Genomic DNA, 20,363 nt, shown 5'->3' on the forward strand with positions numbered 1-20,363 from the left:
GGCGCGGGGCCGCGGCATCAGCCGGCGGCGCCCTTCGCGCGCAATTCTTCGAGCCAACGGAGGTAGGCCTGCTCCACCTGGTTTGCCGCGCGCCCTGCCGAGAACAGGCCCTGGCCCCGGATCAGGCGCCGGCCCGCGTCGCCCATGCGCCGGCGCAGCGCCGGATCGGCCAACAGGCGCTCCAGCGCGGCCGCAAGGGCGGCGGGATCCTTGGGCGGCACCAGTAGTCCGGTCACGTCGGCCCTCATGGTTTCCGGCACGCCGCCCACGTTCGTGCCGATGACCGGCAGCCCCATCGCCGCGGCCTCGACGAAGACCGTGCCCAGGGCTTCCCGATGGGTGGGCAGCGCGAATACGTCGAACGCCGCCAGGACGTCGCCGATGTCGTGGCGGCGCCCGGCGAAATGCACCCGGTCCGCCAACCCCAGCCCAGCCGCCTGCGCCCGCAGGCGCTCGAACAGCGGCATGCCGTCGCCCACCAGCACCAGATGCGCCTGGGGAAATGCGGCGGAGATGCGATGGAAGGCATCGATCAGGTCGCCGTGCCCCTTTTCCGGGCGCATGATGGCCACGCAGCCCACCACCAGGGCGGCTCCGGGCAGGCCGAGCTCGCGCCGCACGCAGACGCCCTCGCGCGCCTGGGGCAGCACCACCGGTGAATGGATGGTGGCAACGGACTCGGGCGGCGCGCCGCCCTCCAGCAGTTGCGCGCGCACATAGGCGCTGACGGCGATCACGCGGTGCGCCAGCCAGGTGTAGGCATAGAGGGAATTGATGGGCTTGGCCAGATGCCGCGTGCGCACGATGAGCGGCGTGCCGGCCAGGCGGGCCGCCATCGCGGCCAGCACGGTATCGCGCCGGCTGTGGGTGTTGACCACGTCGAAGCGCCCGCGGCGCAGCAGGCGGCGCACGAACGTCACCCCGCGGATGAAATTGCGCGGGCCATCCATGGGAAACAGATGCACCGCGAAACCCGCCTCCCGCAGCCGCTCGCCCAACTCCGCCCGGGGCTGGCACAGCGCCTCGAGATGATGGCCGCGCTCGCGCATGGCGACCATCTCTTTGTAGATGCAGAACTCCTGCCCCCCGAACGAGGTGGCGGCCTCCGTATGCAGGATGCGTAGGCGCGCGGGCCGTGCCCGGCCGCCCCGTGTTTCACCGAGGCTCAGCATGAGGGGGACGGCTCGCCTTCCATGAGGGCGGAATCGCTCCAAGGCCGGCCCTGCGAGAACAGATAGGCCTCCAGGTAGGCGACGTCCTGCTCGCCCAGCGCCGCCACGCCCGAGCCCGCGCAGTCAAGCGCGCATTCGGAAGCCAGGAGCGCGCCGCCGGACCAGACGCGCGCGGCCCCGGTGCGCGACAGGTCGAACTGCGCGCCCTCGCGGGCCCACGCCAGCAATTGCGCGCTCGGCTCCAAGCGCTGGATCCGGTAGGTACCGTGCGGGGCGGGGCCGGGAGCGGCCAACGTATCGCCGGTGTGCACCAGGCGACTCTCCGCGCCCGGCTTGGCGGAGGTATAGGTCAGTACCGCGATGGGGAGTAGAGGCATTTCCGGAATCTAAAGAAAGCGGTCCGCCTGCGGCACGGGAATCGGTCTGGTAAGGAAGCGCCGCCGTAAAAGCCTCACGATGGATATTCAGTTAAAATTCAGCTTTGTGTCGGCCACCTCGTAATCTGTATCCAAGGAAGTTCTAACAGTGACCGCCCCGGCGTCGTCCCGAGCCAACTCCCCCTCTTTCCTCCAGTCTTTCCTGCGATCCGAAGCGCTCGGCGGCTACGTGCTCATGCTGGCCGCGCTGATCGCCCTGGCGGTCGCCAACAGCCCCGCCGCTCCCTATTACTTCGGCGCGCTCGAAACCAAGCTCGGTTTCCAGGCGGGGCCCGTCGTGCTCAAGGAAAGCGTGCTGCATTGGATCAACGACGGCCTGATGGCCGTGTTTTTCCTGCTGGTCGGGCTGGAAATCAAACGCGAGGTGCTGGACGGCCAGCTGCGCGGCGCCGGCCGCATCGTCCTGCCGGGCATCGCGGCGCTGGGCGGCATGGCGGTGCCCGCCCTCATCTACGTGCTGGTCAATGCCGGCAGCCCCGACACGCTGCGCGGCTGGGCGATTCCCGCCGCGACGGACATCGCGTTCGCCCTGGGCATCCTGGCGCTGCTGGGCAGCCGCGTGCCGACGTCGCTGAAGATCTTCCTGACGGCGCTGGCGATCCTGGATGACCTGGGCGCCATCGTGATCATCGCGCTGTTCTATACCTCGACGCTCAACACGTTCGCCCTGGGCATGGCGGGCGCCCTGCTGGCCTGCCTGTTCTGCCTCAACCGGGCGGGGGTGCTGCGGCTTGCACCGTATCTGCTGATCGGCGCCGTGCTCTGGTATTTCGTCCTCAAGTCCGGCGTGCACGCCACGCTGGCCGGGGTGGCGCTGGCGCTGGCCATTCCATTGCGTCCGCAGAACCAGGGGCATCCCGCGGCGCACTCGCCGTTGCACGCGCTGGAGCATGCCCTGCACAAGCCGGTCGCCCTGTTGATCGTGCCGGTATTCGGCTTTGCCAACGCGGGCGTGTCCTTCGCCGGGCTGGGGCTGGCCACCCTGGCTCAGCCCGTGCCGCTGGGCGTGGCCCTGGGCCTGTTCCTGGGCAAGCAGCTGGGCGTGTTCGGCTTTGCCTGGCTGGCCATCAAGAGCGGCATCGCCAGCCTGCCGCGGCATGCCTCCTTCACTCAGCTGTACGGCGTTGCGCTGCTGTGCGGCATCGGATTCACGATGAGCCTGTTCATCGGCGCCCTGGCCTTCACCGACCCTGCCGACGTGGACGCCACCAAGATCGGCGTCCTGACCGGATCGCTTGCCTCTGCCGTCGCCGGGTTCGCGCTGCTGCGCGCCAGCGGCGCGCGCCCCGAAATGCCATAAAGGGTGCGGCCGGCGCTAAAGTAGGCGGGGTCAGCCACCACGCCTCCGAGGAGCCGCCATGAAACCGCCCGTCATCAATATGCAGCGCGTCTACGAGGGCACCGGCCCGGAAGGCAGTTACCGGGCGCTGGTGGACCGCGTCTGGCCGCGCGGCCTGCGCCGGGCCGATCTGGGGCTGGACGAATGGGCCCGCGACCTCGCGCCCACCGCCGAACTGCGCAAATGGTTCAACCACGTCGAGGAACGCTGGGAGGACTTCCGCCGCAAGTACCGGGCGGAGCTGGCTGCGCCGGAACAGCAGGAGCGCATGGCCGCCCTGCTGGAAGCCGCCGGGAAAAAGCCGTTGACCCTGCTTTACGGCGCCCACGACACCGAACACAACCAGGCGGTCGTGCTGCGCGACGCCCTGCTCGATTACGCCCGCCGCCACGGCAAGCGCGCCGGCTGAGGCCGCCTGCCGCCCGCGTTCAGCCGGCTCTCATGCTGAAGCGCTACCATCGAACCATGCTCCCTGCACCCGTGGGCGATGCGGCCCCGACCGGCCCACGGCCAATCCCAACCCGGAGGTACCAGCATGCAGCATGACCTGAATGGAAAAGTCGCCGTCGTCACCGGCGCCGCCAGCGGCATCGGCAAGGAAATCGCGCTGACGCTCGCGCGCGCGGGCGCCGCCGTCGCGATCGCCGACCTGAACCAGGCGGGCGCCGAGGCCGTCGCCAAAGAGATCGAACAGGCCGGCGGCAAGGCCATGGGCGTCGCCATGGACGTCACCAGCGAAGAAGCCGTGAACCAGGGAATCGACCGCGTGGCCGCGGCCTTTGGCAGCGTGGACATCCTGGTCTCGAACGCCGGGATACAGATCGTGAACCCGATCGAAAACTTCGCCTATTCCGACTGGAAGAAGATGCAGGCCATCCACGTCGACGGCGCCTTCCTCACCACCAAGGCCGCGCTCAAACATATGTACAAGGGCAACCGGGGCGGCGTCGTCATCTACATGGGCTCGGTCCATTCGCACGAAGCGTCGCCGCTCAAGTCCGCCTACGTCGCCGCCAAGCACGCGCTGCTCGGCCTGGCCCGCGTGCTGGCCAAGGAAGGCGCGGCCCACAACGTGCGCTCGCACGTGATCTGCCCGGGCTTCGTGCGCACGCCCCTGGTGGAGAAGCAGATTCCGGAACAGGCGAAAGAACTGGGCATCAGCGAGGAAGAGGTGGTCAAGAAGGTCATGCTGGGCGATACGGTGGACGGCGTGTTCACCACCGTCGAGGACGTGGCGCAGACCGCTCTGTTCCTGGCAGCCTTCCCCAGCGCCGCGCTCACGGGCCAGTCGTTCGTGGTGAGCCACGGCTGGTACATGCAGTAGGGCGCCGGGCGCGGGCAGTTTCCGAGCGGTCTTTGGTACCCTAGGGCCGGCGCGCATCCCAGCGCGCCGGTAGGCCTGCCTCGAGGAAATCCCATGTCTTTCAGCTCCGACGCCTGGGCGCGCAATATCGCGTTCTACGAAAAAACGCGCGCCATGCCGTTCAACCAGGAACTGGCCAGCGGCCAGCTCGATGAGAATGCGTTCCGCCACTACATGATCCAGGACGCGCACTATCTGGTCGCGTTCGGACGCGCCCTGGCCATCGCCGCGGCCAAGGCCGACCATGCCGACGGCGTCGTGCAGTTCGCGGATGCCGCCAAGGGCGCGGTCATCGTCGAGCGCAGCCTGCATGCCGGGTTCATGAAGCAGTTCGGCATCGACTCGGCCACCTTCGAAGCCACGCCGCTGTCGCCGGCCAGCCACCACTACACCAGCTTCCTGATCGCCACCGCCTGGAGCGCCCCGTACCCGGTGGCGCTCGCCGCCTTGCTGCCCTGCTTCTGGATCTACGCCGAGATCGGCCGCGACATCCAGGCGCGCGCCGCGAAACCCAATCCCTACGCCGCCTGGATCGACGCCTATGCGGGCGAGGAGTTCCATGCGCTGGTGCGAGCCGTCATCGCCACGGTGGACCGCGCCGCGGAAGCCGCCTCGGCGGAAACGCGCGAGGCGATGCACCAGGCCTACACCCATGCGGCTCAGCTGGAATGGATGTTCTGGGACTCGGCCTATCGACAGGCCGGCTGGCCGGTCTGAGCCCCGGGGCGCGGCGGAGTCCGCGCCGTGTGCCAAAATCCGGCCCATGCCGATCGACAACCGCCTGACTCCCCACGCCCTCGCCGCCCAGACGGCCGAACTTCCCGCCGCCTGGCAGGCGGCATTCGCCGACCGGCCCGTGGCCGACGCCCTGGCCGCCGTGACCGCCCACATCGAAAAACGCCTGGGCGAAGGCGCGACCATCTATCCGGCCACCCCCTTCCGGGCCCTGCACGGGCTGGCGCCATCGGACGTGCGGGTCGTGATCCTGGGACAGGATCCCTATCATGGTCCGGGCCAGGCCCAGGGCCTGGCGTTCTCGGTCCCGGACGATTGCAGGCGGCCTCCCAGCCTGCGCAATATCTTCAACGAAATCGCCCGGGAATATCCGGGCGCGCCCGTCCCCGCCGGCAATGACCTGAGCCACTGGGCCGACCAGGGCGTGCTGCTGCTGAACACCGCGTTGACGGTGGAAGACGGCCAGCCGGCCTCGCATGCGAAGCGAGGCTGGGAAACGGTGACCGACGCGCTGATCTCGCTGGTCGCGCGCGACCCGTCCCCCAAGGTATTCATGCTCTGGGGCGCGCATGCCCAGGCCAAGCGTCTGTTGCTGCCTGACAACAGCGGACACCTGGTTCTGATGTCCAATCACCCGTCACCGCTTTCCGCGAGGAGGCCCCCCGCGCCGTTCCTGGGCTGCGGCCACTTCCTGGCCACCAACGAATGGCTGGCCGACCAAGGGAAAAACCCTATTGATTGGGGGCTGGACAAAAAAACAATTCCCATGCAAGGCGAATTCAGGTTATGATCGCCGCACTGCACAAAACGAGTTCGGCATTTACCGCCTTGATTTAGCGGAAGTTTTCGCAGTCCGCCGGGCAAACAGCCCCGGCCCCTGCCGAACCATCATCGATTCCTGACCCCTTTCCTTTCGCCCTGCGTTCCAATCTCCACCCGAGAACGCGCCACGCGCATGGTTGATCCGGTCGGCACGATGCTCCATCAACCGTCGCCTGGATCCGGCCGCCTAATCCCCTGGCCCGACCAAGCACTGCGTCGCATTGATTGCGGCAAGGGAAAGTAATGTCTTTCGAAACCCTGGGTCTCGCGCCCGCCCTGTTGTCGGCCGTTCAAGAAGCTGGCTTCACCACCCCCACCGCCGTTCAAGCCGCCGCCATTCCGCAAGCGCTGGCCGGCCATGACCTGATGGTGTCCTCGCAGACCGGCAGCGGCAAGACCGCCGCCTTCATGCTGCCCGCCCTGCACCGCATCGCCCAGATGCCCGCCAACAAGGGCGTCGGCGTGCAAGTGCTGGTGCTGACCCCGACCCGCGAACTGGCCCTGCAAGTCACGGACGCCACCGCCACCTACGGCCGCAAGCTGGCCGACCTGCGCACCGCGACCGTCGTGGGCGGCATGCCCTACGGCGCGCAACTGAAGGCGCTGTCGCGCCGCGTTGACGTGCTGGTCGCCACCCCCGGCCGCCTGATCGACCACCTGCAATCCGGCCGCGTCAAGCTGAACACCGTGCACACGCTGGTGCTGGACGAAGCCGACCGCATGCTGGACATGGGCTTCATCGAAGACATCGAGACCATCGTCGAACGTCTGCCGGAAGGCCGCCAGACGCTGCTGTTCTCCGCCACGCTGGACGGCACCGTCGCCAAGCTGGCCGCGCGCATGATGCGCGAACCGCAACGCATCGAGATCGCCGGCCACAAGGAAAAGCACACCAACATCACGCAAAGCCTGCTCTACGCGGACGACGCCAGCCACAAGATGCAACTGCTGGACCACGTGCTGCGCGACGCCTCGCTGGACCAGGCCATCGTCTTCACGTCGACCAAGCGCGGCGCCGACGACCTGGCAGACCACTTGGCCGACCAGGGCTTCGCCGCCGCCGCCCTGCACGGCGACATGAACCAGCGCCAGCGCACCCGCACCCTGTCGCAACTGCAGCGCGGCCAGCTGCGCATCCTGGTGGCCACCGACGTCGCCGCCCGCGGCATCGACGTGCAGGGCATCAGCCATGCCGTCAACTTCGACCTGCCGATGCAGGCCGAAGACTACGTGCACCGCATCGGCCGCACGGGCCGCGCCGGCCGCAACGGCCTGGCCTTCACGCTGGCCACGCATTCCGAGCGCCACAAGGTCCGCCGCATCGAGCACTACATCGGCCAATCGATCACTCCCGAAGTGATCGCCGGCCTGGAACCCAAGCGCACCCCGCGTCCGTCGGCCGGCGGCGCTCCGCGCGGCGGCAAGCCGTTCGGCAAGCGTCCGGGCGGCTACCAGGGCAATCGCGACGGCGGACCGCGCGAAGGCCGTTCCTTCGGCGGCCCGCGTGGCGAATTCAAGCCGCGCGAAGGCGGTTACCAGGGCGCTCGCGAAGGCGGCTTCCGCGGCGACCGCCCGGCCCGTTCCTTCAGCGATCGCCCCAGCTTCGGCGACCGTCCGCCGCGCGAAGGCGGCTACCAGGGCAACCGTCCCTGGGGCGACCGTCCCCAGCGCGAAGGCGGCTTCCGTGGCGGCGACCGTGATTCGCGTCCGAGCTTCAGCGACCGTCCCAGCTATGGTGATCGCCCCAGCTACGGCGACCGCCCGCAACGCGATCCGCGCCCGTTCAGCGAGCGTCCGCAACGCGAAGGCGGTTTCCGCGGCGGCGACCGCGACTCGCGCCCGAGCTACAACGATCGCGCCAGTTTCGGCGACCGCCCCAGCTTCGGCGACCGTCCGCAGCGTGAAGGCGGCTTCCGTGGCAAGCCCACGTTCGACAAGCGTCCCGGCGGCCCCGCCAAGCGCTTCGCGAAGCCGGCCGACCGCCGCGGCTGATCCCGCCGCTTGAGCCCGACGCAAACCCCGCGCCTGCCGCGGGGTTTGTTTTTTTGGCCGCCGCGCCGGCTCGGGGCCGCGCCGCGCGGCGCTTCGATTTTTTGGGAAAATAGCTGCTTGCCCATGCCTCATCCGACCATGCAACGCCCCGCACCCGCCAATCTGCCCGCCCTGCCTCCCGCCGCCCTCGAACACAGCGAAGCCGCGGCCGCCCACTTGCGCGACGCCATCGCGGCCAACGGCGGCTGGCTGCCGTTCGACCGCTGGATGGCGCAGGCGCTGTATGCGCCGGGCCTGGGCTACTACGCCGCCGGCAACGTCAAGCTGGCCGAAGCGGACGGCGACGCCCGCGCGCCCGCCGGCGACTTCGTCACCGCGCCGCAGCTGACGCCGTTGTTTGCGCGCACGCTCGCCCGCCAGGCGGCCCAGGTGCTGCGCCAGACCCGCACGGACGCAGTGCTGGAATTCGGCGCCGGCACCGGCGCGCTTGCCGAAGGGGTGCTGGCCGAGCTGGATGCGCTGGGCCTCGCGCAGACCCGCTACCTGATCCTGGAAGTGTCCGCCGACCTGCGCGCGCGCCAGGCGCAAAGGCTGGCGGCGTACGGCGACCGCGTGCAGTGGCTGGATGCGCTGCCCGAGGCCTTCTCGGGCTGCGTGCTGGCCAACGAAGTCCTGGACGCGATGCCGGTCTCGATGTTCCGTTGGAGCGAGGACGGCACGGTGCTGGAGCGCGGCGTGGCGCTCGACGCCTCCCGGGGTTTCGTCTGGGAAGACCGGCCGGCGCAGCCGGCGCTGGCGGCCGCGGTGGCGGACCGGATGCCCGCGCTGCCCGGCTATGTCTCCGAAATCAATCCGCAAGGCGAAGCCTGGATCGCCGAAATGGGCGGCTGGCTCGAACGCGGCGCGGCGCTGCTGGTGGACTATGGCTTTCCCCGCAGCGAGTACTACCACCCCCAGCGCGCGGGCGGCACGCTCATGTGCCATCTGCGCCATCACGCCCACGGCGATCCGTTCACGGCGCCCGGCCTGCAGGACATCACCGCGCACGTCGACTTCACCGCGATGGCGGACGCGGCGCTGGCGGCCGGCCTGCAGGTCCTGGGCTATACCTCGCAGGCCCGCTTCCTGATGAACGCCGGGCTGATGGAGCTGCTGGCCCAGCTGGATCCGGCCGACGTTCAGAACTACGCGAAGACCGTCGCGCCCGTGCAGAAGCTGCTGTCCGAAGCGGAAATGGGCGAGCTCTTCAAGGTGCTGGCGGTGGGGCGCGGCATGACGGAACCCCTGACGGGCTTCTCGCGCGGCGACCGCCTCGGCAAGCTATAGCGGCGCGTCCGCAGCGCCCGCCCGCAGGCGTTCCAGCCGGGCATCGCGCACCCGCTCCTTGATGCGCGCCGTATCGCCGGCGCAGGCTTTCGCGATCGCCCCGGCATCCACCCCGCGCACGGCGGCCACGCGCGCGCGCCATGCCGGCCGGTCCACGGGCCCGAGCACCGCTGCCGCCTCCAGCAGGTCGAAAAAACGTTCCGGCTTGCGCAAGGCGTCGGCACGCTCCATCAGCGCAAGTTGCTTGCCGGCGGCGTCCCCATCGCCTTGCAAGGCGCCCAGGCCGGCCAGCACTTCGGGCAGCAGGCGCGCGTAGTCGTTGCATTCCGTGGGCACGCGCAGCCGGCGGCCCAGCGCGTCGCGTCCGGGAGTCAATCGGCACAGCAGGGCATAGCGGCCCGGCAGCGACAATCCCAGGCCCGCGGCGCGGTCCACGTCGGCGCCGACCTCCTCCACGCCCTGCAATTCCGGCATGACGCGGGCCAGGGCGCCGCATTCCTGCAGGACGTCCAGCATGCGAGAGGGCGCGGCCGCCATCAGGCCGCGCGACAACTCCTTCCAGACCCGCTCGGCCACCAGCGCGTCGGCCTCGCCCGCCTCGACCATCCGCCGGCACAATTCCAGCGTGGCGGGCGCGACGGTGAAATCGCCGAAGCGCGCCGCAAAGCGGCCCAGCCGCAGGATGCGCACGGGGTCTTCCTGGAAGGCCTCGCCGACGTGGCGCAAGACCCGGGCCCGCACGTCGGCCTCGCCGCCCAGGGGGTCGATCAGCCGGCCCTCGGGCGTCTGGGCAATGGCATTGACCGTCAGGTCGCGGCGGCGCAGGTCTTCCTCGAGCGTGACGTCCGCCCCCGTATAGAACGTGAAGCCCTTGTAGCCGCGCCCGGACTTGCGCTCGGTGCGCGCCAGCGCGTATTCCTCTTTGCTGCGGGGATGCAGGAAGACCGGGAAGTCGCCGCCCACCGGAATGAAGCCGCGGCGCGCCATGTCTTCCGGGGTGGCGCCCACCACGACCCAATCGTGGTCGCCCGGCGGCAGGCCGAGCAGCGCGTCGCGCACCGCTCCGCCCACGATATAGACCTGCAAGCCCTCGATGGCCGGGTCCCGGCTCATGGAATCGACGTGCTTTCGGCGCCCAGCGGCACGATGTTGCCCAGGCGTTCCTTCAGCGACTGGGGCTGGCCGCTGAACATGGCGGCGTAGTACACCGAATTGGACATCACGTTCTTCACGTAGGTGCGCGTTTCATTGAACGGGATGGTCTCGGCGAAGATGGCGCCTTCCACCGGATGCGTGAACGTCGAGCGCCAGTTGTGCGGGCGGCGCGGACCGGCGTTGTAGCCTGCGCTGGCAAGCATCTGGGAACCGTCCAGGTCGCGCAGCACCATATTCAGGTAGTTGGTGCCCAGCTCGGTGTTCGTGTCGAAGTCGTTGACGCTGTCGGGCGTGAAGTTGCTCATGCCGATCTTGCCCGCCACCCACTTGGCGGTGGCCGGCATCAGCTGCATCAGGCCGGAGGCGCCCACGTGCGAGCGCGCGTCCATGATGAAGCGGGATTCCTGCCGGATCAGGCCATAGACCCAGGCGGGATCGAGCGCGATGGCGTTGGCCTTGGCGGTGACGCGGCCTTCGAAGGGCGCGATGAAGCGCTGGCTGAAGTCGAATTCCTTTTCCGTGCGGTCGGAGGTGTTGACCACGCGATCGTAGATGTTCTCGGCGCGGGCCAGTTCAGCGGCGGCCAGGAGCTGGCGGTCGCTCATGCCGCGCAGGCTGAAGTTCCATTCCGGCACGGCTTCCGCGCGCCAGCCCAGGCGGAACAGCTGGACCGCGCGGCGCAGGCCCGGATTGGCGCGGGCCTCGGCGATTTCCTGGTCGCTGATGGGCGCGGGACGCGGCGGCACGTTGATGCGCCGGCCCAGTTCCTCGGCGGCCAGTTGGCCGTAGAAATCGAAGCGGTCGGCAATGCTGGCGTAGGCGGCCTCGGCTTGCTGCTTGTGGCCAAGCGCCGCCTGTCCGCGCGCCTTCCAGTACACCCACGACGGATCCGCCTGCTGCTCGGCAGGCATCTGCTCGATGGAGGCGATGACCCATTTCCAGTCGATCTTGGGCTGGCGCAGGGCGGCGCGCACCTTCCAGGCGGCGTTGTATTCCGTCATGCGGATGTGGCCGGCCTCGTGGTACCAGTCGTCCGCCCGGCTGTCCAGCTTCAGCGCGGCCACCAGCGCATACTGCCCGCGCACCCAGGCAAGGTTCGACTTGGCCATGGATTTGGACCAGTCCCCGGACTTGCCCCACATGCGGCGCAGATAGGAATCGGCCACGCTGACGTCGGAACGCGCCAGGCGGGCCAGCGCGATGGTCACCAATTCCTTCTCGTTGCGGCCCACGGGCTGACGGTCCTGGCGCGTCAGCCACTTCATGGGATCCTTCATGAGCTGATCGTAGGCCTTCAGGTCGCCCGGCTCGAACATGTATTGCGCGAACTTGCGCGCGTCGGCCGTCTTGTTGGCTTCGATGGCGTCGCGAAACTGAGGCTCCAGTTGCTCCCAGCCCAGCACGCCGTCGGCGACGAGCTGGTCGTACAGCGCCCAGCAGGCGCTCCCTGGCGCGAACACCGCCGTGGCCTGCGCGGCGGTGGCGCGCTGCCCGGTCATGTGCTTGGCGTCCAGGATGGCGCACTCGATCTGGGCGTTGCTGTTTTTCACCGGCGCCAGCTTGCGCACGGTTTCGAAGTCGCCGCTGCGCGCCGCCGCCAGCAGCCAGTCGCCGCGCAGGCGATCCGCCAGGTAGGCGTCCGGGTTGCCGCTGATGAACTGCTGCAGGGCGGCCGTGGGCCGGCCGGTGGCGGGCGGGGTCCACAGCTGGTAGCGCAGCAGCCAATATTCGGGATACATGCCCAGCGGGTCCGGCTTGGCCTGCGGCACCAGCGCGCCCAGAATGGACCATTGCTTGCGGCTCATGGCTTCGCGCGCTGCGACCACGGCGGCCAGCGCGGGCGTTTCGGCGGTGGGCGGCAGGCCGGCCAGCACCGCGGGCGGCACCGAAATGACGGGCTGCGCGGCCTGGACGGCGGGCTGGGGCTGGGTATTGAGGGAGGCGCTGCGCTGTTGCGCATCCACCGGCGCGCAGGCCGCGGTGAACAGCGCCACCAGCGGCAGCCAACGGCGCAGGTTGAACCCGGCTTCGGAGACGGCGCGCGCGGTTTTCTGATACCGTCCAGGTTGCAGAGTCTGTGTCATGCCCTACCCCTCATATACGGGCCTTGCCGCAAGCCCGCATGCCGATCGTCCCCATGCAGATCGTCCACATGCCGGCCATCCGCACATCCGCCATCTTTGTCCATCCCCATCACAGCCACCGCATGACTACGCAAAATACTCCAGAGGATACCGCAGTCCAGCTACGCACGCGATTGCGGAAAATGCGTGCCGAATTGCCCGAAGACCAGCGCAGCCGCGGCGGTCTGCTGATGCGCGCGCGGCTGTTCACCTGGCTGAACGTGGCGCGCGACGAAGCCGCCCGCGCCGGCCGTCCGGCGCCCGCCACCGTCGCCGCGTTCTGGCCCATGGCCGACGAGCCCGACCTGCGCCCCTTGCTTCAGCAGTGGGTCGACGCCGGCGTGGCGGTGGCGCTGCCGGTGGTGCGCGAACGCAACGCGCCGCTGGCCTTCCTGCCCTGGACGCCCGACGCCGAACTGCGCGCCGGCCCCTATGGCATCCAGGAACCCGTCCATGGCCCCGACCTGCTCCCCGACGTGGTGCTGGTGCCCACCCTGGGCTACACCGAACAAGGCGACCGCCTGGGCTACGGCGGCGGCTATTACGACCGCAGCCTGGCGGCCCTGCGCGACCGCGGGCATCCGTTCATCGCGATCGGCATCGCCTGGAGCTGCGGCGAGCTGGAGGCGGGCTATGAACCCGCCGCCCATGATTTCAGGCTTGACGCCGTGCTGACCCAGGACGGCTGGGTGCCGCAGGCGCCCCTGGAGCAAGGCGGCCCGGCCGGCACCACGCTGCACAGCTTCCGGATGCACTGACGCCCCCGCATTGCCCGGCAGCTTGCACCAAAATGGTGCAAGCCGTATCATAGCGGGCCAGGACGCCTCGGCCCGGGGCGTTCCCGCAACCATTCCCACCCGCAACATCGCGTCCGCTGCACCCGCTGGCGGAGTCCGGCCCGTTCCGGACGGATTCCCGCGCCCGACCGCGCAAAACTGCGCCCCCACCGCGCCCCACCCGCGCGCCACCCCACCCGCCGCTCGGCCCCTGGCGTTCCGCCCGGCCGGCGCATGCGCCATCCGCCGACCCCGCGCGTCAACCGCCGCGGGGATGGCGTTCCAACGTCCTTGGGAGGATATTGTCCCCAAGGCGCCCGCGCGCCCGACCCAACCTGGCACGCGTGTTGCTTAATCCGCAGAGGCCGCGCGCAAGCCGGCCGCAAGCACCAGTACCGGAGGAGCCATGAAGGACAGAACAGCCCGTCCCACCGCTTTTGACGAGATGCGCGACAGCGCCGGCGGCATACGCTCCCATTACCAGGCCTTCGAGCGCTGGCACGGCGAGCAGTCCGCGGAGGCCATGGCCGTGCGCCGGCTGGAGGCGGACCTGAGCTTTCGGCGGGTCGGCATCACCTTCTCGGTCGCGGGCGACGCCGCCGGCACCGAACGCCTGATTCCCTTCGACCTGATCCCGCGCATCATCCCCGCCGACGAATGGCGCCTCCTGGATGCAGGCCTGAAGCAGCGCGTGCGCGCGCTGAACATGTTCATCCACGACATCTACCATGGCCATGACATCGTGCGCGCGGGCGTGGTGCCGGCCGAGCAGGTCTTCCTGAACGCCCAGTACCGTCCCGAGATGCAGGACGTGGACGTGGCCGAGGACATTTACTGCCACATCGCCGGCGTGGACATCGTGCGCGCCGGCGCCGGCGAGTTCTATGTGCTGGAAGACAATCTGCGCGTGCCGTCGGGCGTGTCCTACATGCTGGAGAACCGCAAGATGTCCATGCGGCTGATGCCGGACGCCTTCAGCCGCATCAAGGTGGAACCGGTGGCCCACTATCCGGACCTGCTGCTGGACAACCTGCGCGAGGTCGCCCCGCACGGCGGCGACAACCCCACCGTGGTGGTGCTGACGCCCGGCATGTACAACTCGGCCTATTTCGAACATGCCTTCCTGGCCCAGCAGATGGGCGTGGAACTGGTCGAGGGCCAGGACCTGTTCGTCGAGCAGAACACCGTCTACATGCGCACCACGCAAGGGCCGCGCAAGGTGGACGTGATCTACCGCCGGCTGGACGACGACTTCCTGGATCCCTTGTCGTTCCGCGCGGATTCCGCGCTGGGCGTGCCCGGCCTGCTGTCGGTGTACCGCGCCGGCCGCGTCACGCTGGCCAACGCCATCGGCACCGGCATCGCGGACGACAAGTCCACCTACCTGCACGTGCCGGACATGATCCGCTTCTATCTCGGCGAAGAGCCGGTGCTGTCGAACGTGCCTACCTGGCGCTGCAGCCGGCCGGACGAACTGTCCCACGTGCTGGCGCACATGCATGAACTGGTGGTGAAGGAGGTCCACGGTTCGGGCGGCTACGGCATGCTGGTGGGCCCTTCGGCCTCCCGCGCGGAAGTCGACGCGTTCCGCGAGCGCGTGCGCGCCCACCCCGCCAACTACATTGCGCAGCCCACGCTGGCGCTGTCCACCGTGCCGACGTATGTCGACTCGGGCGTGGCGCCCCGCCACGTGGACCTGCGCCCCTATGTGCTGTGCGGCAAGGAAATCCGGACCGTGCCGGGCGGCCTGTGCCGGGTCGCGCTGGTCGAAGGGTCGCTGGTGGTCAACAGCAGCCAGGGCGGCGGCACCAAGGACACGTGGGTACTGGAGGAGGACTGAACATGCTGAGCCGAACCGCCGACAATCTCTTCTGGATGTGCCGCTACACCGAGCGCGCCGAGAACACCGCCCGCATGCTGGACGTGAACCTGCAGATGTCGCTGCTGCCGCAGGACGCGCAGACGCGCGAGGGCTCGTGGCTGGGCGTGCTGCGCATCTCCGAACTGCAGGGCCTGTACCTGCAGAAGTACGCATCCATCTCGCCGCACGACGTGCTGGAGTACATGGTGCGCGACCCCGAGAACCCCTCGTCCATCTTTTCCTGCATGCGCTCGGCCCGCGAGAATGCGCGCGCCGTGCGGGGCAGCCTCACCACCGAAGTCTGGGAAACCTACAACACGACCTGGCTCGAACTGCTCAAGCACCTGCACACCGGGCTGCTGGAACGCAATCCGGGCGAGTTCTTCGAATGGGTGAAGTTCCGCTCGCATCTGGCGCGCGGCGTCACCATCGGCACCATGCTGCAGGACGAGGCCCTGTACTTCCTGCGCATCGGCATGCACCTGGAACGCGCCGACAACACCGCGCGCATGCTGGACGTGAAGTTCCACGAACGCGACGGCAACGGACAGGAGAGCCGCGCCGAACCCGCCGACGCCGACGCGCTGCAAAGCGAGTTCTACCGCTGGTCGGCCCTGCTCAGTTCGGTGTCGGGGCTGGAGATCTACCGCAAGGTGTACCGTGACGTCATCACCCCGGACCGCGTGGCCGAGCTGCTGATCCTGCACGGCGACATGCCGCGCTCGCTGCTGGCCTCGATGCGGGCGGTGGCCGACGACCTGGCGCGCGTCTCCAACCAGCGCTCGACCGAGACCGAGCGGCGCGCCGGCATGCTGTGCGCCGAGCTGCAATACGGCCGAGTCGAGGACATTCTGGCCAGCGGCCTGCACCAGTACCTGGACCACTTCCTCGACCGCATCAACGACCTGGGCAACCGGATCAGCCAGGACTTCCTGGTGCCGCTGTCGGCCTAAGGAGACAGGAATGAAGCAGATCATCACGCATCTCACGCACTACCGCTACACCGCGCCGGTCACCTACAGCATCCAGACCTTGCGCCTGACGCCGCGCGACGACGAGCACCAACGCGTCCTGCGCTGGCACATCGAGGCGCCCGGCGCGCTGGAAAAGCAGGTGGACGCCTACGGCAACATCACGCACACGCTGACCCTGAACCACCCGCATACCGAAATCGAGCTGCGCGTGACCGGACAGGTAGTGGTGGCGCCGCTGGCGCGCGGCCTGCTGGGCGGCGAAGACAGCCGGCTGCCGGTGCACGCCTACTGCGTGCAGACGCCCCTGACCCAGGCGGACGATACCGTCATGGCGTTCGTGCGCGAGGCGCTGCCCGGCGGACTCAACACCCCCGACGACATCCTCGCCCTGGCGACCGCCATCAGCGACCGCGTCGCCTACGAGCCCGGCACCACCGACGTCACCACCGCCGCCGCCCAGGTGCTGTCCCTGGGCCATGGCGTGTGCCAGGACCACGCCCACCTGTTCCTGGCCTGCGTGCGCGGCCTGGGCGTGCCCGCCCGCTACGTCAGCGGCTACCTCTACACCGCGGCCGAACACGCCGCCAGCCACGCATGGGCCGACGTGTGGCTGTCCGGCGTGGGCTGGACCAGCGTGGACATCACCAACCGCCAGTTCGCTTCGGACTGCCATTGCCGGCTGGCGGTGGCGCGGGACTACGACTCGGCCTCCCCGGTGCGCGGCGTGCGCAGCGGCGGCGGCAACGAATCGATGGAAGTCAGCGTGCAGGTCCAGACGAGCGCCCAGCAGTAACATCCGCTCCGGGCGGCTCCGGGCGGCGCCAGGCCGGGCCGGGCCGCGTCAGGCCGCGCCGCAATACAATGCAGCGTGGTTTTCCCTATTTCCGATCATGACCTACTGCGTAGCAGCCCGCCTTGATTCCGGCCTGGTCTTTCTGTCCGATTCCCGCACCAATGCCGGGGTCGACCAGATCAGCGTCTTCCGCAAAATGACCGTCTTCGAGCGCCCCGGCGAACGCGTGATGGTGCTGATGACCTCCGGCAACCTGGCGGTCAGCCAGGCCGTGCTGAACGCACTGAGCCGCCAGCCCGCCGAAGGCGGCGAGACACTCTGGAACGCGCCCGACATGTTCGAAGCCGCGCACCGCGTCGGCGCCGCGGTACGCGACGTGTTCCATCGCGAGGCCTCGGCCCTGCACGAGCAGGGCGTGGACTTCAACGTCAACCTGATTTTCGGGGGCCAGATCGGCGCGGAACGCTGCCGCCTGTTCCAGGTGTATTCGGCGGGCAACTTCATCGAGGCCGGGCAGGAATGCCCGTACTTCCAGATCGGCGAGGCCAAGTACGGCAAGCCCATCCTGGATCGCGTGCTGCGCCCGGACACCTCGCTGGACGAGGCCGCCAAGTGCGCGCTGATCTCCATGGATTCCACCCTGCGCTCGAACATCTCGGTGGGCCTGCCGCTGGACCTGCTGGTCTACGAAGCGAATGCGCTGCGCGTCACGCATTTCGCCAGCATCGACGAGCACAACGAGTATTTCCGCATGATCCGAGGCACCTGGGGCGAACGCCTGCGGCAGGTCTTCGCCGAGATCCCGGACCCGCTGTGGACCAGCCCGGAAGACCCCGTCTCCCTCGTGCCGTCCAGCCGGGTGCACCAGCCGCTGCGGGCCGAGCCGGTGGGCGAGCCCGGAGGAAGCTACCCCGCGCCGCAGGCGCTGGCCGAGGACCCGGGCAAGGACCAGCCTGGCTGAGCGCCGCGGCGGCGCGCCGCGCATACACGCGTAAACCCTCCTTTCCGCCAGCTGAAACCCGGCTTGCGAAACTGCGAATTCTCATTCCTGCCCCAGCGGCCGACACTACGGTGTGTCCGCAGGACCATGGCCCGCGATGCCCAGGCTTGCGGGCCCCCAAAGCAACCACAGGAGTGAGACATGCCCCCAATTTTCGCGCGCGCGGCCAGGCGCGCCGCCTGGCCCATCCTGGCCTTGTCGTGCCTTGCCTCGGGCAACGCGCTCGCGCAAGGCGCCTATCCCAACCATCCCATTTCGCTGGTCGTGCCGTTCGCGGCGGGCGGGCCCACCGACGTGGTCGCGCGCAGCCTGGGCGCATCGATGGCCAAGACGCTGGGCCAGAGCATCGTCATCGAAAACCGCACGGGCGCGGGCGGCACGCTGGCGTCCCAGCACGTGGCGCGCGCGGCCCCCGACGGCTATACCTTCCTGATCCACCACAACGGCATGGCCACCGCGCCGGCGCTGTACCGCAAGCTCTCGTTCAATCCGCTGACCGACTTCGCGTACGTCGGCCAGGTCGCGGACGTGCCCATGACCCTGTTGGGCCGCAAGGACCTGCCGGCCGACAGCATGAAGGACTTCATCAAGTACGCCCGCGAAAACGGCAACAAGATCAACCTGGCCAACGCCGGCCTGGGCGCCGTCTCCCAGCTTTGCGGCATGCTGCTGCAGGAATCGCTGGGCGTGCAGTTCACCACGGTGCCCTATGCCGGCACGGCGCCGGCGATGACCGCCCTGCTGGGCGGCCAGGTGGACGTGCTGTGCGACCAGACCACCCAGACCATTCCGCAGATCAAGGCGGACCGCGTGAAGCTGTATGGCGTAACGACGCTGGAGCGCATCAAGACGCTGCCCGACGCGCCGACCCTGCAGGAAAACGGCCTGAAGGGCTTTGAGGTCAAGGTATGGCACGGCGTGTACGCGCCCAAGGGCACGCCGCCCGAAGCCATCGCCAAGTTCAACGAGGCGCTGCGCGCCGCGCTGAAGGACCCCGCCTTCACGCAGAAGATGTCGGAATTGGGCGCCGAGATCGTGCCGGAATCCAAGCAGACCCCGCAGGGCTTGCAGACCTGGCTGCAGTCCGAGGTCGACAAATGGGGCGGCGTCATCCGCAAGGCGGGCGTGTACGCGGACTGACCTGGCGGCGGCAGCCGACAGTAATCGGCCGCCTGTCCGCGGGCAACAAAAAAGCCCACCCTCGCGGGTGGGCTTTTCATTGCCTGCGCGGCATGGCCGCGCGACGGCCTAGTCCTGCAACGCCAGTTCCTTCCACACCGCCAACGGGGCTTCCGCGTGGTTCAGGGTATAGAAATGCAGGCCCGGCGCGCCGTTGTCCAGCAAGGTCTGGCACAGCTCGGTCACCACATCCACGCCGAAGGCGCGGATGGATGCCTTGTCATCGCCGAACTCCGCCAGGCGCAGGCGGATCCAGCGCGGCACTTCCGCCCCGCACATCTCCGAGAAGCGCAGCAGCTGCGTGTGGTTCGTGATCGGCATGATGCCCGGCACGATCGGCACGTCGACGCCCTTGGCCTGGGCCCGGTCGACGAAGTCGAAGTAGGCATCGGCGTTGAAGAAGTACTGCGTGATGGCAGCATTGGCGCCAGCCTTCACCTTGCGCACGAAATGATCCAGGTCGGCCGAGGGATTGGCCGCCTGGGGATGCATTTCGGGATAGGCGGCCACTTCGATGTGGAACCAGTCGCCCGTTTCCTCGCGGATGAACGACACCAGTTCATTGGCGTAGCGCAGTTCGCCCGCGTCGCCGCCCATGCCGGAAGGCAGGTCGCCGCGCAGGGCGACCACGCGCCGCACGCCTTCGTTCTTGTAGGCCTGGAGGATGTCCCGCAGGTCCTGGCGGGTGGCGCCGACGCACGACAGGTGCGGCGCCGCATCGCAGCCCAGATTGCGCAGCGTGCGCACGGCGTCGGCCGTGCCCGCGCGCGTGGAACCGCCCGCGCCGAACGTCACGCTGACGTACTTGGGCTGGATGGCCAGCATCTGCTTGGCCGCGCGCACCAGCCGTTCTTGGCCGGCCAGGTCGCGCGGGGGGAAGAATTCCAGACTGAAGGCGGGAGTAGTCGAATCAGACATTAGGGGATCAGCTTGGTGAGCAGGCCCGAGATGATGCTGTACAGGATCGCACCGCCCACGGCCCACCAGAACCCGTTGACCTGGAAGCCTTTCAGCACGGAGCCGACGAACCAGAACAACAAGGCGTTGATGACGATGAGGAAGAGACCGAGCGTGACGATCGTGATGGGCAGCGTCAGCAACACCAGCACCGGCTTGACCAGCATGTTCACCAGGCCCAGCACCAGCGCGGCGATGAGCGCCGATCCGAAACTGGCCACCGTGATGCCGGGCAGCAGGTAGGCAACGGCCAGCAGGGCCACCGCGTTCAGGATCCAGACGAGTATCAATGCCATGTTCGACCTCCTGTTTTGGGCCCGTCGGCCCCGCTGCCGCATTGCGATCGCGAGGGAACTCGG

Annotated in this window: 19 protein-coding genes; 13 read left to right on the top strand and 6 right to left on the bottom strand. The window is 68.8% G+C overall.

Going from position 1 to position 20,363, the window contains the following annotated elements:
- Window positions 1-17: 17 nt before the first annotated feature.
- On the bottom strand, window positions 18-1,172 hold the full coding sequence (locus ACN6PJ_RS08210; protein ID WP_427995376.1) for a glycosyltransferase: 1,155 nt from the start codon (window positions 1,170-1,172) through the stop codon (window positions 18-20).
- Complete coding sequence (locus ACN6PJ_RS08215) at window positions 1,166-1,549, bottom strand: hydrogenase (protein WP_427995377.1); 384 nt, start codon at window positions 1,547-1,549, stop codon at window positions 1,166-1,168. The genes ACN6PJ_RS08210 and ACN6PJ_RS08215 overlap by 7 nt, the downstream gene beginning before the upstream one ends.
- A 148-nt stretch (window positions 1,550-1,697) precedes the next feature.
- On the opposite strand from ACN6PJ_RS08215, the gene nhaA reads away from it, so the two are divergent.
- The 7 genes from nhaA (at window position 1,698) to ACN6PJ_RS08250 (ending at window position 9,186) form a co-directional block, all read left to right on the top strand.
- Entirely contained in the window at window positions 1,698-2,909 is a 1,212-nt protein-coding gene (gene nhaA, locus ACN6PJ_RS08220; protein ID WP_427995378.1) for a Na+/H+ antiporter NhaA, read from the top strand.
- A 58-nt stretch (window positions 2,910-2,967) separates the two neighbouring features.
- The gene (locus tag ACN6PJ_RS08225) at window positions 2,968-3,357 is read left to right on the top strand and encodes a DUF488 domain-containing protein (protein WP_427995380.1); all 390 of its coding nucleotides are present in this window, start codon (window positions 2,968-2,970) and stop codon (window positions 3,355-3,357) included.
- 126 nt (window positions 3,358-3,483) lie between these two features.
- Window positions 3,484-4,272 carry a 3-hydroxybutyrate dehydrogenase gene (locus tag ACN6PJ_RS08230; protein WP_427995381.1) on the top strand — a complete coding sequence of 263 codons (789 nt, stop codon included), beginning with the start codon at window positions 3,484-3,486 and terminating at the stop codon, window positions 4,270-4,272.
- 93 nt (window positions 4,273-4,365) lie between these two features.
- The gene (gene tenA / locus ACN6PJ_RS08235) at window positions 4,366-5,028 is read left to right on the top strand and encodes a thiaminase II (protein WP_427995382.1); all 663 of its coding nucleotides are present in this window, start codon (window positions 4,366-4,368) and stop codon (window positions 5,026-5,028) included.
- 46 nt (window positions 5,029-5,074) lie between these two features.
- Window positions 5,075-5,836, top strand: coding sequence for a uracil-DNA glycosylase (locus tag ACN6PJ_RS08240; RefSeq protein WP_427995383.1), 762 nt, complete (start codon window positions 5,075-5,077; stop codon window positions 5,834-5,836).
- Between the two features lie 275 nt (window positions 5,837-6,111).
- Entirely contained in the window at window positions 6,112-7,860 is a 1,749-nt protein-coding gene (locus ACN6PJ_RS08245) for a DEAD/DEAH box helicase (RefSeq protein ID WP_427995384.1), read from the top strand.
- A 138-nt stretch (window positions 7,861-7,998) separates the two neighbouring features.
- Complete coding sequence (locus tag ACN6PJ_RS08250; RefSeq protein WP_427995385.1) at window positions 7,999-9,186, top strand: class I SAM-dependent methyltransferase; 1,188 nt, start codon at window positions 7,999-8,001, stop codon at window positions 9,184-9,186.
- On the opposite strand, the gene ACN6PJ_RS08255 is transcribed toward ACN6PJ_RS08250, so the two are convergent.
- The gene (locus ACN6PJ_RS08255) at window positions 9,181-10,299 is read right to left on the bottom strand and encodes a CCA tRNA nucleotidyltransferase (protein ID WP_427995386.1); all 1,119 of its coding nucleotides are present in this window, start codon (window positions 10,297-10,299) and stop codon (window positions 9,181-9,183) included. The genes ACN6PJ_RS08250 and ACN6PJ_RS08255 overlap by 6 nt on opposite strands.
- Complete coding sequence (locus ACN6PJ_RS08260) at window positions 10,296-12,425, bottom strand: transglycosylase SLT domain-containing protein (RefSeq protein ID WP_427995387.1); 2,130 nt, start codon at window positions 12,423-12,425, stop codon at window positions 10,296-10,298. Before ACN6PJ_RS08260 ends, ACN6PJ_RS08255 begins: the two co-directional genes overlap by 4 nt.
- A gap of 122 nt (window positions 12,426-12,547) precedes the next feature.
- Here ACN6PJ_RS08260 and ACN6PJ_RS08265 point away from each other — a divergent pair, with 122 nt between their 5' ends.
- From ACN6PJ_RS08265 to ACN6PJ_RS08290, 6 genes are all read left to right on the top strand, one after another.
- Window positions 12,548-13,222 carry a 5-formyltetrahydrofolate cyclo-ligase gene (locus tag ACN6PJ_RS08265; RefSeq protein ID WP_427995388.1) on the top strand — a complete coding sequence of 225 codons (675 nt, stop codon included), beginning with the start codon at window positions 12,548-12,550 and terminating at the stop codon, window positions 13,220-13,222.
- Window positions 13,223-13,646: 424 nt separating this feature from the next.
- Entirely contained in the window at window positions 13,647-15,080 is a 1,434-nt protein-coding gene (locus ACN6PJ_RS08270) for a circularly permuted type 2 ATP-grasp protein (RefSeq protein WP_427995389.1), read from the top strand.
- Window positions 15,081-15,082: 2 nt separating this feature from the next.
- Window positions 15,083-16,054 carry an alpha-E domain-containing protein gene (locus ACN6PJ_RS08275; RefSeq protein ID WP_427995390.1) on the top strand — a complete coding sequence of 324 codons (972 nt, stop codon included), beginning with the start codon at window positions 15,083-15,085 and terminating at the stop codon, window positions 16,052-16,054.
- 10 nt (window positions 16,055-16,064) lie between these two features.
- Window positions 16,065-16,868 carry a transglutaminase family protein gene (locus ACN6PJ_RS08280; protein ID WP_427995391.1) on the top strand — a complete coding sequence of 268 codons (804 nt, stop codon included), beginning with the start codon at window positions 16,065-16,067 and terminating at the stop codon, window positions 16,866-16,868.
- A 97-nt stretch (window positions 16,869-16,965) separates the two neighbouring features.
- Window positions 16,966-17,829 (top strand): peptidase, encoded by an 864-nt coding sequence (locus tag ACN6PJ_RS08285; RefSeq protein WP_427995392.1) that lies wholly within the window; start codon window positions 16,966-16,968, stop codon window positions 17,827-17,829.
- A gap of 180 nt (window positions 17,830-18,009) precedes the next feature.
- A complete protein-coding gene (locus tag ACN6PJ_RS08290) occupies window positions 18,010-19,008 on the top strand; it encodes a tripartite tricarboxylate transporter substrate-binding protein (RefSeq protein WP_427995393.1) in 999 nt (332 codons plus the stop codon).
- 108 nt (window positions 19,009-19,116) lie between these two features.
- Here ACN6PJ_RS08290 and metF read toward each other — a convergent pair whose 3' ends face one another.
- Together metF and ACN6PJ_RS08300 are read right to left on the bottom strand one after the other, a co-directional pair.
- Window positions 19,117-19,965 carry a methylenetetrahydrofolate reductase [NAD(P)H] gene (gene metF, locus ACN6PJ_RS08295; RefSeq protein ID WP_427995394.1) on the bottom strand — a complete coding sequence of 283 codons (849 nt, stop codon included), beginning with the start codon at window positions 19,963-19,965 and terminating at the stop codon, window positions 19,117-19,119.
- Window positions 19,965-20,300: a phage holin family protein gene (locus ACN6PJ_RS08300; RefSeq protein WP_006389784.1), complete on the bottom strand. Its 336-nt coding sequence runs from the start codon at window positions 20,298-20,300 to the stop codon at window positions 19,965-19,967. Before ACN6PJ_RS08300 ends, metF begins: the two co-directional genes overlap by 1 nt.
- Window positions 20,301-20,363 lie beyond the last annotated feature (63 nt).

Origin of the sequence: Achromobacter sp., from assembly GCF_050285585.1 — a bacterium.
Lineage (GTDB): Bacteria > Pseudomonadota > Gammaproteobacteria > Burkholderiales > Burkholderiaceae_B > Achromobacter.

Bases quoted from the DNA above. Each gene is read 5' to 3' on its own strand.
- ACN6PJ_RS08210 (WP_427995376.1), bottom strand. From the start codon at position 1,172: ATGCTGAGCCTCGGTGAAACACGGGGCGGCCGGGCACGGCCCGCGCGC.
- ACN6PJ_RS08215 (WP_427995377.1), bottom strand. From the start codon at position 1,549: ATGCCTCTACTCCCCATCGCGGTACTGACCTATACCTCCGCCAAGCCG.
- ACN6PJ_RS08225 (WP_427995380.1), top strand. From the start codon at position 2,968: ATGAAACCGCCCGTCATCAATATGCAGCGCGTCTACGAGGGCACCGGC.
- ACN6PJ_RS08230 (WP_427995381.1), top strand. From the start codon at position 3,484: ATGCAGCATGACCTGAATGGAAAAGTCGCCGTCGTCACCGGCGCCGCC.
- tenA (WP_427995382.1), top strand. From the start codon at position 4,366: ATGTCTTTCAGCTCCGACGCCTGGGCGCGCAATATCGCGTTCTACGAA.
- ACN6PJ_RS08240 (WP_427995383.1), top strand. From the start codon at position 5,075: ATGCCGATCGACAACCGCCTGACTCCCCACGCCCTCGCCGCCCAGACG.
- ACN6PJ_RS08245 (WP_427995384.1), top strand. From the start codon at position 6,112: ATGTCTTTCGAAACCCTGGGTCTCGCGCCCGCCCTGTTGTCGGCCGTT.
- ACN6PJ_RS08250 (WP_427995385.1), top strand. From the start codon at position 7,999: ATGCAACGCCCCGCACCCGCCAATCTGCCCGCCCTGCCTCCCGCCGCC.
- ACN6PJ_RS08255 (WP_427995386.1), bottom strand. From the start codon at position 10,299: ATGAGCCGGGACCCGGCCATCGAGGGCTTGCAGGTCTATATCGTGGGC.
- ACN6PJ_RS08260 (WP_427995387.1), bottom strand. From the start codon at position 12,425: ATGACACAGACTCTGCAACCTGGACGGTATCAGAAAACCGCGCGCGCC.
- ACN6PJ_RS08265 (WP_427995388.1), top strand. From the start codon at position 12,548: ATGACTACGCAAAATACTCCAGAGGATACCGCAGTCCAGCTACGCACG.
- ACN6PJ_RS08270 (WP_427995389.1), top strand. From the start codon at position 13,647: ATGAAGGACAGAACAGCCCGTCCCACCGCTTTTGACGAGATGCGCGAC.
- ACN6PJ_RS08275 (WP_427995390.1), top strand. From the start codon at position 15,083: ATGCTGAGCCGAACCGCCGACAATCTCTTCTGGATGTGCCGCTACACC.
- ACN6PJ_RS08280 (WP_427995391.1), top strand. From the start codon at position 16,065: ATGAAGCAGATCATCACGCATCTCACGCACTACCGCTACACCGCGCCG.
- ACN6PJ_RS08285 (WP_427995392.1), top strand. From the start codon at position 16,966: ATGACCTACTGCGTAGCAGCCCGCCTTGATTCCGGCCTGGTCTTTCTG.
- ACN6PJ_RS08290 (WP_427995393.1), top strand. From the start codon at position 18,010: ATGCCCCCAATTTTCGCGCGCGCGGCCAGGCGCGCCGCCTGGCCCATC.
- metF (WP_427995394.1), bottom strand. From the start codon at position 19,965: ATGTCTGATTCGACTACTCCCGCCTTCAGTCTGGAATTCTTCCCCCCG.
- ACN6PJ_RS08300 (WP_006389784.1), bottom strand. From the start codon at position 20,300: ATGGCATTGATACTCGTCTGGATCCTGAACGCGGTGGCCCTGCTGGCC.